This window comes from Marinobacter salarius, assembly GCF_032922745.1.
Classification (GTDB): Bacteria; Pseudomonadota; Gammaproteobacteria; order Pseudomonadales; family Oleiphilaceae; genus Marinobacter.
Window position 1 is genome coordinate 4587040 of record NZ_CP136693.1, and the last position, 13454, is coordinate 4600493.

12 protein-coding genes are annotated in these 13454 nt (G+C 57.9%); 1 reads left to right on the forward strand and 11 read right to left on the reverse strand.

Annotation, left to right across the window (positions count from 1 at the left end; translation table 11 throughout):
- Positions 1–12: 12 nt before the first annotated feature.
- From R1T46_RS21295 to R1T46_RS21315, 5 genes are all read right to left on the reverse strand, one after another.
- The gene (locus R1T46_RS21295; protein WP_317306960.1) at positions 13–2676 is read right to left on the reverse strand and encodes a DUF6701 domain-containing protein; all 2664 of its coding nucleotides are present in this window, start codon (positions 2674–2676) and stop codon (positions 13–15) included.
- A gap of 35 nt (positions 2677–2711) precedes the next feature.
- The gene (locus R1T46_RS21300) at positions 2712–2897 is read right to left on the reverse strand and encodes a hypothetical protein (protein WP_317306961.1); all 186 of its coding nucleotides are present in this window, start codon (positions 2895–2897) and stop codon (positions 2712–2714) included.
- Positions 2898–3463: 566 nt separating this feature from the next.
- Positions 3464–4831 (reverse strand): group II intron reverse transcriptase/maturase, encoded by a 1368-nt coding sequence (ltrA, locus tag R1T46_RS21305; RefSeq protein WP_317306471.1) that lies wholly within the window; start codon positions 4829–4831, stop codon positions 3464–3466.
- A 416-nt stretch (positions 4832–5247) separates the two neighbouring features.
- Positions 5248–5790: a single-stranded DNA-binding protein gene (ssb, locus tag R1T46_RS21310; protein ID WP_022989938.1), complete on the reverse strand. Its 543-nt coding sequence runs from the start codon at positions 5788–5790 to the stop codon at positions 5248–5250.
- A gap of 57 nt (positions 5791–5847) precedes the next feature.
- Entirely contained in the window at positions 5848–7218 is a 1371-nt protein-coding gene (locus R1T46_RS21315) for an MFS transporter (RefSeq protein WP_317306962.1), read from the reverse strand.
- Between the two features lie 212 nt (positions 7219–7430).
- Between R1T46_RS21315 and uvrA the strand changes: the two genes are divergently transcribed.
- The gene (gene uvrA, locus R1T46_RS21320; protein WP_317306963.1) at positions 7431–10253 is read left to right on the forward strand and encodes an excinuclease ABC subunit UvrA; all 2823 of its coding nucleotides are present in this window, start codon (positions 7431–7433) and stop codon (positions 10251–10253) included.
- A gap of 72 nt (positions 10254–10325) precedes the next feature.
- On the opposite strand, the gene rplQ is transcribed toward uvrA, so the two are convergent.
- The 6 genes from rplQ to rpmJ form a co-directional block, all read right to left on the reverse strand.
- Positions 10326–10721 (reverse strand): 50S ribosomal protein L17, encoded by a 396-nt coding sequence (gene rplQ, locus R1T46_RS21325; RefSeq protein WP_317306964.1) that lies wholly within the window; start codon positions 10719–10721, stop codon positions 10326–10328.
- A gap of 33 nt (positions 10722–10754) precedes the next feature.
- A complete protein-coding gene (locus R1T46_RS21330; protein ID WP_036203352.1) occupies positions 10755–11759 on the reverse strand; it encodes a DNA-directed RNA polymerase subunit alpha in 1005 nt (334 codons plus the stop codon).
- 35 nt (positions 11760–11794) lie between these two features.
- The gene (rpsD, locus tag R1T46_RS21335) at positions 11795–12415 is read right to left on the reverse strand and encodes a 30S ribosomal protein S4 (RefSeq protein WP_007153991.1); all 621 of its coding nucleotides are present in this window, start codon (positions 12413–12415) and stop codon (positions 11795–11797) included.
- Between the two features lie 18 nt (positions 12416–12433).
- Positions 12434–12823, reverse strand: coding sequence for a 30S ribosomal protein S11 (rpsK, locus tag R1T46_RS21340; protein WP_007153992.1), 390 nt, complete (start codon positions 12821–12823; stop codon positions 12434–12436).
- A 13-nt stretch (positions 12824–12836) separates the two neighbouring features.
- Positions 12837–13193 (reverse strand): 30S ribosomal protein S13, encoded by a 357-nt coding sequence (rpsM, locus tag R1T46_RS21345; protein WP_007153993.1) that lies wholly within the window; start codon positions 13191–13193, stop codon positions 12837–12839.
- Positions 13194–13334: 141 nt separating this feature from the next.
- On the reverse strand, positions 13335–13448 hold the full coding sequence (gene rpmJ / locus R1T46_RS21350) for a 50S ribosomal protein L36 (RefSeq protein WP_008174902.1): 114 nt from the start codon (positions 13446–13448) through the stop codon (positions 13335–13337).
- Between the last annotated feature and the right edge of the window lie 6 nt (positions 13449–13454).

Sequence of the window (13454 nt, forward strand, 5' to 3'; positions counted from 1 at the left end):
GATGCCGGAGGCTCAGTTGGCGGGCACTTCCCGCCAGTAGATGATGCGGTCGTTGCCTCGGTAGACGCCGAAGGTGGCGGTGGCGCGGGGGTTCACCAGAGTATCTTCCTGATTCCAGTCATCCTGCAGCCATACCGGAACGTCCCACTCCAGGGTGGCTTCGCCCCGATTACCCGTTGGCACCAGCTCCAGCGGCGTAGCTGAACCCTGTTCGAGCTCACCGGACAAATCCGCCAGCTCAGCCATTACTCCGTCCTGATCGGTCACAGTGATATCGCTGGTGGCCCAGGACGAACAGCTGTCATCGGTGTTGGTTACAAACCGGCTGCCATCCCAGTAGGTGGCGCGGAACGGCATTAACAGGGGGTCGCCGGTTTCAGGGCCGTAGAGGTTTTCTAACTCCAGCCGGCCATAGCGGATTTTGAAACCCGCAGCAGGTTCAGGCGTTAGCGCCAACCCACGGGCCGGTATTCCTTCCACCGGAATGTTGTCCAGGTCAGACAACGGCTTTAACAAAAACTCCAGATCCGGATCAAAAGGTGTAATTCGACTGCCAGGCCACTTCGGATACACAAACTGCTCATCCGGCCGAAGTACATAGCGGGCTACACCTGCTGATTGCTCCTCTACCACCCCCGTCGCCAGAAATTCTGCTGAAGAATCCGTGCGGAAAGGCACCGGAGTTTCTGCTTCATCGTTCCATTTTTCGGTGCCGTCAGCCTCCGGAACCTCAACGATGAAACGCCCGGCAGGCAGCTGGCCCAGAACATCTTCGTGGGTGTAGTTGGCGGTAAGCGCTGGTGTCGCGCTACCATTCCAGGCTTCTACCAGCACGACCGGATTGAAGTCCTGCTGCCAGCCAAAGTTCTGGCCCGTGTATGCAAACCCTGAACACTCCGTAGCGGAATCCAGCACCCCATGCTCTGCAACAGACGCCTCTAGTCTGGCCGGAATCATCCGCGCCGTAGTCGCAGGATCCGATGCGGGAATATCGCGCCCCAGATAGCCTCCCTCAACGGCCTCGGTCTGAATCTCGAAGACACCAACTTCTGTCAACGTCAGGTTTTGTTGGCCTGCACCATAGCTAAGCGTTGATTCCAGTAGAGTGCCTGGCTGGCCGCCCTCGGGAAATAACAATTGGTGAGCGACCGGAACATCGCCCAGAGCAAACGACGGCGCAGGGAGCTTGTTGTTACAACTGAGTGCATCTACGCCTGAGCTATAACGATAGGCTTTGGGCGTAACATCAAAGGGTGTTCCGGCTATGTGCGTGTCAGAACAGGTAAGATCGGCAATTCCACACTGCGCCTCTGAAATCAGGCAAAGACCGTAGGGTGTGGACACGTAGTTTGAAGAGCCCTGAATAATCAAAGTGCCTCCGTCTGGCTGATCTTCCTCAACATAACGGGCGGTTAGGTTGTTTTGACCTGCGTCGTCGTAACGGATGCGTACTCCCTCGGCCATCCCGTTCTCATCAAAGGTGACCTCCACCCTTGTCAGGTTCGTCCCATCCGATGCCACGGGTGTGTTATTGATGACGGTAGAGAAAGACTCGGCCCTGTTCTCGGGGCCGGGAGTAAGGTAGGTAGTGCCGAACTCAATGGTTCGGGTTTCCCCTGCAAAAAGGGCAGCACAGTCGCCGGTTCCCTCCACGGTTTCCACGGCGGCGATAGAGAAGCTATTCTCCTCCCCCGCCACCAAATCCGGCACATCCAATAGCAAGCCTGAATTCCGGAAAGTCATGTCACAACTGCCAGACCCGTCTGGAGCAATGCACTCCAAGCCCGACGACGGGCCGCTCAGACCAAGGGTCACAGTTTCCTCGCTAGAGCGTTGAAACTGCAGATCAGCAGCACCAGAGATCGTTACATTTTGAGACGGAAGCCAACCAGCGGGCTGCAGGTTTAGTGCCACCGGGTCTGAGTAAAGGCTGGAGCACTCCGAATTTGCACAAGCCAGCACCTGCACACTTGCAGGCTGACATGTCAAACCCCAGCCGGGGTGCACGATACGAATGTGATCAAGCTCTGACGCAGGCGGCTCCTCCTGCAAACAGGAGCCGCCGAAGTCGACACTTTCGACTGCCTCTGGGTCATAAGTCACCGGATCCTGGGTATTAGCCCGGTCTAGGATTTGCCCCTTCAAAGCCAGCGCACCAACGACAACCATATTGTTGCCAAAGCTAACGTTTCCGGTAACGTAAATAACCGCGTTAATTTTGACGTTGGGCTTGGAGATAACCAGGTCACCGTCCACGATCAGCACCAAGTCACTCGCGGCACCATCAAGGTTCATCGCAAAATTGGAGGAATCAATTGTCAAATTGCCGTCGACTAGAACCCGGGCCCTGCCAGCCACGGTATAACCGCTCACGTTATTACCAAACGTCTCGCTCTGGTAGACATGACTGCCCGCCGGTATCACATTATTACTCGGCCATTGCTGGGGAGCACGGGGGTCAAAAACACTTAAATCCAACCGTTGCTCGACCGGCACCGACTCTGTAATGCCATCGCTCGGATCGAAAATAGCAGAGCACTGGGGCAGCGGTAACACCTCATACGTCAGGCGGATCTGGCCGTCGCCTCCTGCACCACCGCTTTGGAAGCTTCCACCGCCGCCTCCGCCGCCGCCAGGGATTGCACCGGGCTCTCCATCACCCCCAAAAACAATCAAGGCAGTGCCACCCTCATCACCTCCATCGCCACCGTCTACTGGAGCATCGGCTCCTTGGCCGCCAATGGCGTCCGCGCCGCGCTTATTAGAACCTGCTGAAGATCCACCGCCACCACCTCCAGTGGCAAAAACACCATCAGCACCATTCCCTCCCCGATAACGCACTGCTCCGGCCCCGTCTTGCGCACTTCCACCGTCAGCTCCTGTGCGACCGCTGGCACTATTCCCGCCTTTTGCGAGTATCAGCGAACGGCTACCGAACCAACTATCACCACCGGGGCCATCACTACCCGCCGGTGCTCCGCCCCCCACCTGATACGTGAAGCTGTCTCCAGGGCTCACCTCCAGGGTCTGACGCGAATAAGCGCCACCACCACCTCCTCCTCTGTTAGTACCCTCTCCACTACCACCAGCCCCCCAGGTCTCGACAGTAATTTCATACACTCTCGACGGAACTGTGAAAGTGTTCCCACCCGGCGTAGTAATAGTCTCGACCTCCTGAGCCTTTAGTAGGGCAGGCAGCGAAAGCATCACCAGTAAGAGCGCTCCAAAACACCTTGAAAAAATTGCCAAGTGCAGGCAACAGGCCTGAATGTTCAAAAATTCGGCGAATTTTACACAGCCTTACATGATAGATGAGAAGTTGAACCTAACTCCACGGTTTGCGGAAGATTTCACGGAAATTTTGCAAGTCGGTAAATCGGGATAGGGGGGAACCAGCAGGTTCCGCCCCTCCCACACCACCCGGCAAGCGGGTCCGCACCGGGCGGTTCGAGAAGTTGAGGTATCACGAGAGGCGCGGCACACCCAACCGGTCGAAGTAGGCAGTCGTCAGCACATTGTGAATGGCGGAGCGACTGTTATGCCACCAGCGGTGGCTCAGAGCCGCCACGGATTCCGCCACCCAGGGACTTGCGCCCAAGCGCAACAGCTCCCGGTAGATGGTCTTGCCCCGCCGCCACTGTTTAAGATGCAGGGCTCTCAGGCGACGACGTATCCACTCATCCAGCGATCGCCAGATGCGAGGCGTTTGCGCCAGTCTGAAGTACCCTTTCCATCCGAGCAGGTAGCTGCGGAGCTTTTCCACCACTTGTGAGATGCTGCGACCACCTGACCCTCGGGTCAGTTGCCTGATCCTCAGCTTGAACGCCTGTAACGCTTTTGTTGATACGGCGCGCCGGACGTCTCCATCCTTTGTCTGCCATAGGGCATAACCGAGGAACTTACGGCCGAACACGCTGGTGACTGCACTTTTGGATGCGTTGATCACCAAGTGCAATTTGTCGTAACAACGGTGTAGCAACCGCATCACCCGCTCTCCCGCTTTATGACTGCGAACGTAGACGTTGCAGTCGTCGGCATAACGAGCGAAGCAGTGCCCCCGGCGTTCCAGTTCCCGATCCACCTCATCCAGCAGAACATTCGCCAGCAGTGGCGACAGTGGCCCGCCTTGCGGCGTGCCCTCGTATCGTTCTATAACTACGCCACCGTCCATGATGCCCGCATTCAGATACGCACGAACCAGCCGGATGACTCCGGGGTCGTTCACGCGCTTCCTCAGGCGGTCGATCAGGATGTCGTGATTAACCCGGTCGAAGAACTTCGACAGGTCAACGTCCACAACGATGTGGCAGCCCTGCTGGGCGTAGCGTTGCGCAGCCAGAACCGCATCCTGGGCCCGACGACCCGGACGGAAGCCATGGCTGTGTTCGCTGAAGGTGGGATCAATCAGAGGTTGCAGCGCTTGCAACAGTGCCTGTTGAATCAGACGGTCGGTGACGGTAGGGATACCCAGTTCCCGTTCACTGCCGTCCGGCTTCGGGATGCCTACCCGACGGACAGGCTGTGGCCGATAGGAGCCCTCCAGCAGTTGCTGCCGGAGCGCCGGCCACGTCCATCTCAGGTGTTCGGCGGTCTGGGCAATGTCCAGTCCATCAACACCCGCAGATCCCTTGTTGGCCTTCACGCGCTTCCATGCCCGCTGCATGTTCTCTCGTGCGAACGCCTGCTCCAGCAGGTGTCGCCCTGCGCCTTCCGATTCTTGTCGCGGGAGTCCTGTTTCATCGCGGGTCACGTCCGGCAAGGCTTCACCTTCCCGTCCTGCAACCCGCTCCGCTGACGCGGACATCTGATGCTGTACAGTACTCATCGACAAGGCGTTTGACGCTCCTTCTCGTTCAGCCCTTCACCCTGAATAAGCGGCTACTATGGCCTCTGCTGACTTCTCGCTCCGTGTTACCACGTCGCCCTTTCAGGCATGAGGCGAGATCTCCCCGGGTAAGAACACACTCCTTCACCGCACAACCGCCGGATTTACACCACCTCGCCTTGGCCACAAGAGCTTCGCGGCTTTTGGCCCGCTCACCCTGCTCGGCAATGCCTCATATCCGATTCTTGTTCATCGGCTCACGGTTTACGCTCCACGCTTCCTCTCCACGGTCGGTCACCCTTCCGCAGTTGCGCTTCACTTCGTTCGCTGTGGCCAGCTCACGGGAGGACTTCCACCTCCAGGAGTGCGCCCGTGCCGGGCGCACCAAAAAGCCCGCGCAGAGCGCGGGCCTTTGATCTGGGTCAGAACGGAATATCATCGTCGAAGTCGTCAATCGGCTCCGGCATGCCGCCGCCCTGCTGCTGGGGCGGCTGGTTGCTGTATCCGCCACCCTGGTTACCCTGGCCACCCTGCTGCTGTTGCGGGGGCGGGTTGTTGTAGCTGGCCGCTTGCTGGGGCCGGCCCTGGGGCGCGCCCTGGTTCATGCCGCCTTCGCCACCACGGCTGTCGAGCATCTGCATCTGGCCGTTGATATCCACCACGATCTCGGTGGTGTAACGGTCCTGGCCGTCCTGCCCCTGCCATTTGCGGGTTTGCAGGCGCCCTTCGATATACACCTTGGAACCTTTGCGCAGGTACTGCCCCGCCACTTCAGCCACCTTGCCGAACAACACCACCCGGTGCCACTCGGTTTTCGGTACCAGCTGGCCGGATTGACGATCCTTGTAGCTTTCATCGGTCGCCAGGTTGAGGTTTACCACCGCGTTGCCGTTCGGGGTGTAACGGGTATCCGGATCCTGGCCCAGATTACCGATAAGAATTACCTTGTTTACGCCTCGTGCCATTGTATGCTCCTGGTCTCTTTTGCTGAACGCCTGCGTTCCATGCAGGCATCCTGTGTTTTAAGTAGTGCTACCCTGCCGCACAAATTCAAAGTGCGCAAGCTGCTCTTCCCGAAAATGCTGACGGTCTACCTTCAGGTACGCCATGGCGGCCTCTTCCACGATCACCACGTCTTCCACGCCCGGCAGTTTTCGCAGGTTCTGGTCGATCTCGTCAAAACTGATACTCACGGCGTTTTTCAGCTGTACCACAAAACTGGTGGTGTAACCCGGTGCAGGCATGGTTAACGCCACCAGCAGCCAAACCACCAGCGCTGCGGCCATCAGCCAGAGCACACCGTCCAGGCCAGCGGTCTGCAACAGCCCGCCACCCAGTGCGCCGCCCAGAAACGCGCCGAAGAACTGGGAAGTGGAATACACGCCCATGGCCGTGCCCTTGGCCGCGGCTGGGGCTTCTTTGCTGATCAGCGACGGCAAGCTGGCTTCCAGCAGGTTGAACGCCATAAAGAAGAAGAATAGCACAGCCCACGCCAGCCACAGGCTCTGGCCAACACCGGTCATCGACGCAGCCGCCAATGCCAGCAAGGCGATGGCACCGCACAGCACCGGTTTCATTTTGCGTTTCTTCTCGCCAATGATAATGAAAGGCACCATGGCGAAGAACGAAGTAATCATAACGCTGAGATAGAACCACCAGTGGGAACTGGCCTTCAGACCCAACTGGTCCTGCAACATGGTGGGGAACACCAGGAACAGCGCGGTCAGCACAAAGTGCAGGATGAAAATGCCGAAATCGAGCCGCAGCAGCCGGCCATCAGCCAGGACACGGCTGACCATTTCCCGGGCCGGATGGGTGTCGGCACTGACCTTGTGCTGGTGCGGCGTGGGCACAACCCGGGCAACCACCACCAACGCCAGAACCGCCAGTACCGCGGTGGTATAGAAAATCCCCGACAGCCCCCAGGCCGCACCCAGCAGCGGACCCATAACCAGGGAGACCGAAAACGACAGGCCAATGGAAATGCCCACGGTGGCCATGGCCTTGGTGCGCTGCTCCTCCCGGGTGAGATCACTGAGCAACGCCATCAGTACGCTGGCAATCGCGCCGGCGCCCTGAAGAATCCGCCCGGCAATAACTACGTATATGGAATCGGTAGCGCCTGCCAGCACACTACCGGCTGCGAACAGAATCAGGCCGATGTAGATCATCCGTTTGCGGCCAACCCGGTCTGACAGCAAACCGAACGGAATCTGCAGCAGTGCCTGGCTCAGGCCGTAGGCACCAATCGCGAAACCGATCAGCGCGGGCGTCGCGCCTTCGAGGTCGCTGCCCAGCAAAACGAAGACCGGCATTACCATGAACAGGCCCAGCATACGCATGGCGTATACCGATGCCAGAGCTACTACTGAGCGTTTTTCAAGCGCGTTCATGCTAACCCGTGCCGGACTGGTTGAATGTATAGGCGCAGCCTGTCACTGCGAGCGGCGCATTGTACCAGAAGCGCTATGCAGACGGGACTACTCACAACGGGGTGGCAGAAAGCGGCTGCGGGCGGCCTAGAGCAGCCAGAGGAATCTGTACACGGTTTAGCCGGCGCCACCCGAAAACGATATAATCGACGTTTTTACCCAAGCGAGGTGTTATGGACCATATCCAGATCAAGGGTGCACGCACCCACAACCTGAAGAACATCGACCTGGATATGCCGCGGGACAAGCTGATTGTCATCACAGGCCTTTCCGGTTCCGGTAAATCTTCCCTGGCGTTCGATACGCTCTATGCCGAAGGCCAGCGCCGGTACGTGGAATCGTTGTCCACCTATGCCCGCCAGTTCCTGTCGATGATGGAAAAACCCGATGTGGACCACATCGAAGGCCTTTCCCCGGCCATTTCCATCGAGCAGAAGTCCACCTCACACAACCCGCGCTCCACTGTGGGTACCATTACCGAGATATACGACTACCTGCGCCTGCTGTTCGCCCGCGCCGGCGAACCCCGCTGCCCGGACCACGGCCAGCCGCTGGAAGCCCAGACCGTGAGCCAGATGGTGGACCAGGTGATGGCCATGCCGGAAGGCAGCAAACTGATGATCCTGGCGCCGGTCATCCGGGATCGCAAAGGCGAACACCTGCAGGTGATCGACACCATGCGCAGCCAGGGCTTTATTCGCTTGCGGGTCGACGGCACCGTTTACGATATCGACGATGTACCGGCGCTGGATAAAAAGCGCAAACACCAGATTGATGTGGTGGTCGACCGGTTCAAGGTGAAGGAAGGCCTGGAGCAGCGGTTGGCCGAGAGCTTTGAAACCGCCCTGGAACTGGCCGACGGCATTGCCCTGGTCGCGCCCATGACCGGCGAAGGCGAGGAACACACCTTCTCAGCCCGCTACGCCTGTACCCAATGCGGCTACGCCCTGAGCGAACTGGAACCCAAGCTGTTCTCTTTCAACAACCCGGCCGGCGCCTGCCCCACCTGTGACGGCCTGGGCGTGCGCCAGTTTTTCGACGCCGAAAAGGTTATCCAGAGCCCGGAAGCCACCCTGGCCTCCGGCGCCATCAAAGGCTGGGACCGCCGCGCCGTGTACTACTTCCAGATGCTCACCAGCGTGGCGGAGCACTACGGTATTGATCTTGAAACACCCTGGGAAGAGCTCCCGGAGAACTTCCAGCAGGCCCTGCTGTATGGTTCCGGCGATGAAGACATCACCTTCCGGTATGTGAATTCCCGCGGCCATATCATGGAAAAGGCGCACCCGTTCGAGGGCATACTGCCCAACCTGGAACGCCGCTACCGGGAAACCGACTCCCAGAGCATGCGGGAAGAACTGGCCCGCAACCTCAGCACCCAGCCCTGTAAGGATTGTGGCGGCTCACGCTTGCGCCGCAGCGCCCGCCATGTGTTTATCGAAGAGCGTACCCTGCCGGAAATCACCCGACTGCCTGTCGGCGACGCCCATCGTTACGTGAGCGAACTGGCCCTGCCCGGCCGCAAAGGTGAAATTGCCGAGAAAATCCTCAAGGAAGTACGCGAACGCCTGCAATTCCTGGTTAACGTCGGGCTGGAATACCTCACACTGGAACGCAGCGCCGACACCCTGTCCGGCGGTGAAGCCCAACGCATCCGCCTGGCCAGCCAGATAGGCGCGGGCCTGGTGGGCGTCATGTACATACTGGATGAGCCATCCATCGGCCTGCACCAGCGTGACAACGACCGCCTGCTGGCAACCCTCACTCACCTCCGGGACCTGGGCAACACCGTGATCGTGGTGGAGCACGACGAAGACGCCATCCGCGCCGCCGACTACGTCATCGACATCGGCCCGGGCGCCGGCGTACACGGCGGCGAAATCGTCGCCCGCGGCACCCCCGCCGAGATCATCGCCAACCCGGCCTCCATGACCGGCCAGTATCTCAGTGGCGAAATGGAAATTGCCGTTCCCAAAGCCCGAAACAAAGGCAACGGCAAAAAACTGGTGCTATCCGGCGCCTCCGGAAACAACCTGCAGAACGTCACCCTGAACCTGCCACTGGGCGTGATGACTTGCATCACCGGCGTATCCGGCTCCGGCAAATCCACCCTGATCAACGCCACCCTTTATCCGGTAGCGGCAGCCAAGCTGAACAAAGCCACCAGCCTGAGCCACGCCCCCTACAAAAACCTCAAGGGCCTGGACCACCTGGACAAGGTCATCGACATAGACCAGAGCCCCATCGGCCGAACCCCCAGATCCAACCCGGCTACCTACACCGGCCTGTTCACCCCCATCCGTGAACTCTTCGCCGGCACCCAGGAGGCCCGGTCCAGAGGCTACAAACCCGGCCGATTCTCATTCAACGTCAAAGGCGGCCGCTGCGAAGCCTGCCAGGGCGATGGCGTAATCAAAGTAGAAATGCACTTCCTGCCCGACGTGTACGTGCCCTGCGACATCTGCAAAGGCAAACGCTACAACCGCGAAACCCTGGAAGTCCGCTACAAAGGCAAAAACATCAACGAAGTGCTGGAAATGACCGTTGAAGAAGGCCGTGAATTCTTCGACGCCGTGCCCTTCATCGCCCGAAAACTGCAAACCCTGATCGACGTGGGCTTGTCCTACATCCGCCTCGGCCAAAGCGCCGTCACATTGTCCGGCGGAGAAGCCCAGCGGGTAAAACTGGCCAAGGAACTGTCCAAGCGCGATACCGGTAAAACCCTGTACATCCTCGACGAGCCGACCACCGGCCTGCACTTCTACGACATCCAACAATTGCTGAACGTACTGGAGCGACTGCGGGACCATGGCAACACCATTGTAGTGATCGAGCACAACCTGGATGTGATTAAAACGGCGGACTGGATTGTGGACCTCGGACCCGAGGGTGGTTCTGGTGGCGGGCAGATTATTGCCGAGGGAACTCCGGAGGAGGTGGCGGACAATCCGGCGTCCCACACAGGACGCTACCTGAAACCAATGCACATCAAATAGCCCGCCGGAGGAGCGGGCACAAAAAAACCGGGAACCTCACGGAACCCGGTTTTTTTATGGACTCGGAAGAACTTACTCTTCGTCGTCCACTTCTTCAGCTTCGATGTCCAGCGGACGACCAACCAGCTCTACAAATGCCATGGGGGCATTGTCGCCGGCACGGAAGCCACACTTCAGGATACGAAGGTAACCACCCGGACGCTCGTTGTAACGGGGACCAAGCTCATTGAACAGCTTGGCAACCGCCGCATCGTCACGCAGGCGAGAAAACGCCAGACGACGATTCGCGACCGAATCATTCTTTGACAGCGTGATCAAAGGCTCCGCTACCCGGCGAAGTTCTTTCGCTTTCGGGAGCGTAGTTTTGATCAGCTCGTGTTCAACCAGTGACGCAGTCATGTTACGGAACATGGCCTTGCGATGCGCACTGGTCCTGCTGAACTTACGACCACTCTTACGATGACGCATTGCTCTGATTCCTTACCTTAAACTAATCGGCGATTAACCGCCCAGGACCCGGTCGTCGCCACGAAGGCTAGCCGGCGGCCAGTTATCAAGACGCATACCCAGTGACAGACCGCGGGACGCGAGCACGTCCTTGATCTCAGTAAGCGACTTTTTACCAAGGTTAGGCGTCTTCAGCAGCTCAACTTCAGTGCGCTGGATCAGATCGCCGATGTAGTAAATATTCTCAGCCTTCAAGCAGTTAGCTGAACGCACTGTCAATTCCAGATCATCAACCGGACGCAGGAGGATCGGATCGATTTCTTCCTCTTCCTCAACACGCTCGGGCTCTTTCTCGTGATCGAAATCAACAAACACGGCCAGTTGTTGCTGGAGGATGGTCGCGGCCCGGCGAATCGCTTCTTCCGGGTCGATCGTACCATTGGTTTCCAGATCAATAACCAGCTTGTCCAGGTCGGTGCGCTGTTCTACCCGTGCACTTTCCACGGCGTAGGCAACACGGCGGACCGGACTGAAAGTTGCGTCCAGTTGCAGGCGTCCAATGGCGCGAGTTTCGTCCTCGTCCAGACCCCGCTGATCAGCAGGCTCATAGCCGCGACCACGGGCAACCTTAAGACGCATGTTCACTTCACCATTGGCACTCAGGTGACAGATCACATGTTCCGGGTTGGTGATCTCGACATCGTGATCCAGCTTGATATCACCGGCAGTGACGACGCCCGGGCCTTTCTTGCTGAGGGTTACCTCGGCATCGTCCCGGCCGCCCATTTTCACGGCCACGCCTTTAAGATTCAGAAGAATCTCAATGACGTCTTCCTGAACACCTTCGATCGCGCTGTACTCGTGCAACACGCCGTCGATCTGCGCCTCGGTAATGGCACAGCCCGGCATGGAGGACAAGAGTATCCGACGCAGTGCGCTACCAAGAGTATGACCGAAGCCCCTTTCCAGAGGCTCCAAGGTCACTTTGGCGCGCATGGCGCTTGATTCTTTCACGTCAATGGTACGAGGTGTCAATAACTCATGTACTGAACGCTGCATAGACGCCCCTAATTGCTCTCGTTGCTAACTGGGCTTTACTTGGAGTAAAGCTCGACGATGAGGTTCTCGTTGATGTCGGCCGGCAATTCAGTGCGCTCGGGCACTGACCTGTAAACGCCGGACATCTTGCTGGCGTCGACCTCTACCCAGCTCACCGGTGCGCGGCTGGAAGACAGGTCCAGCGCGCCTTTAACGCGAAGCTGGTTTTTTGCCTTCTCACGCACGCTCACAACATCCCCTGGACGCACCTGATAAGACGGGATATTCACCAGCTTATCGTTGACCAGGATCGCTTTGTGAGAAACGAGCTGACGGGACTCAGCACGGGTAGAACCAAAACCCATGCGATAGACAACGTTATCAAGACGGCCTTCCAGCAGCTGCAACAGGTTCTCACCGGTTGCACCCTTGATGCGGGCGGCCTCTTTGTAATAGTTGCGGAATTGCTTCTCCAGTACGCCGTAGATACGACGGACTTTCTGTTTTTCACGAAGCTGTACGCCATATTCGGACAGACGACCGCGACGCGCGCCGTGCATACCCGGCGGAGTCTCGATGTTGCACTTGGAATCGAGCGCGCGAACACCGCTCTTCAGAAAAAGATCTGTCCCTTCACGACGAGACAGCTTGCACTTCGGGCCTATGTAACGAGCCATAATTCACTGTCTCCTGTGTTAGACGCGGCGCTTTTTGGGCGGACGACAACCGTTATGGGGAATCGGCGTCACATCAGTGATGTTAGTGATCTTGTAGCCGCACGCGTTCAGCGCACGAACCGCAGATTCACGTCCGGGCCCCGGACCTTTAACCTCTACGTCCAGGTTTTTAAGGCCGTATTCAGCAGCCGCATTACCGGCTCTTTCAGCTGCTACCTGCGCAGCAAAAGGTGTACTCTTGCGCGACCCACGGAAACCAGAACCACCAGAGGTGGCCCAGGACAATACGTTGCCCTGACGGTCGGAAATGGTCACGATAGTGTTGTTGAAGGACGCGTGAATGTGCGCGACGCCATCAACAACCGTCTTTTTCACCTTTTTACGGGTACGTGTACCTGGCTTTGCCATGTTTGCCTACCTGTTACTTACGAATAGGTTTGCGAGGACCTTTACGGGTGCGGGCGTTGGTCTTTGTGCGCTGGCCACGGACAGGAAGTCCATGACGGTGGCGCAGACCACGGTGGCAACCGAGATCCTTCAAACGCTTAATGTTCATCTGAACTTCACGACGCAGATCGCCTTCGACAGCCAGCTTGCCTACTTCGGTACGAAGTGATTCAAGCTGCTCGTCGGACAGGTCCTTGACCTTGACGTCCGGCTTAACACCGGTTGCATCGCAAAGCTTCTGGGCTGCTGTCTTACCGACTCCAAAAATGTAAGTCAGAGAGATAACAGCATGTTTGTGATCGGGTATATTGACACCGGCTATACGTGCCATCCAAATTACTCCGCGTTCAAAGCTTTGCTGTGTGAATTTTCCGCCACTATAAAAGGGCGCGAAATAATAGCGCCTGACCCCACCCGAGGTCAAGCGCCATTAATCGTACCCTTTACAATGTCAGTGTTGAATCCGTAAGGATTAACCCTGACGCTGCTTGTGGCGAGGCTCCGAGCAAATGACTCGTACTGAGCCATTGCGACGAATTACTTTGCAGTTACGGCAAATTTTCTTTACCGAAGCGCGTACTTTCATTGTCGA

What these genes read in the sequence shown, in the direction of transcription:
- rpsM (WP_007153993.1), bottom strand. Translation starts at nt 13,193, where the DNA reads ATGGCACGTATAGCCGGTGTCAATATACCCGATCACAAACATGCTGTT.
- ssb (WP_022989938.1), bottom strand. Translation starts at nt 5,790, where the DNA reads ATGGCACGAGGCGTAAACAAGGTAATTCTTATCGGTAATCTGGGCCAG.
- rpsK (WP_007153992.1), bottom strand. Translation starts at nt 12,823, where the DNA reads ATGGCAAAGCCAGGTACACGTACCCGTAAAAAGGTGAAAAAGACGGTT.
- rpmJ (WP_008174902.1), bottom strand. Translation starts at nt 13,448, where the DNA reads ATGAAAGTACGCGCTTCGGTAAAGAAAATTTGCCGTAACTGCAAAGTA.
- R1T46_RS21330 (WP_036203352.1), bottom strand. Translation starts at nt 11,759, where the DNA reads ATGCAGCGTTCAGTACATGAGTTATTGACACCTCGTACCATTGACGTG.
- R1T46_RS21315 (WP_317306962.1), bottom strand. Translation starts at nt 7,218, where the DNA reads ATGAACGCGCTTGAAAAACGCTCAGTAGTAGCTCTGGCATCGGTATAC.
- rpsD (WP_007153991.1), bottom strand. Translation starts at nt 12,415, where the DNA reads ATGGCTCGTTACATAGGCCCGAAGTGCAAGCTGTCTCGTCGTGAAGGG.
- uvrA (WP_317306963.1), top strand. Translation starts at nt 7,431, where the DNA reads ATGGACCATATCCAGATCAAGGGTGCACGCACCCACAACCTGAAGAAC.
- rplQ (WP_317306964.1), bottom strand. Translation starts at nt 10,721, where the DNA reads ATGCGTCATCGTAAGAGTGGTCGTAAGTTCAGCAGGACCAGTGCGCAT.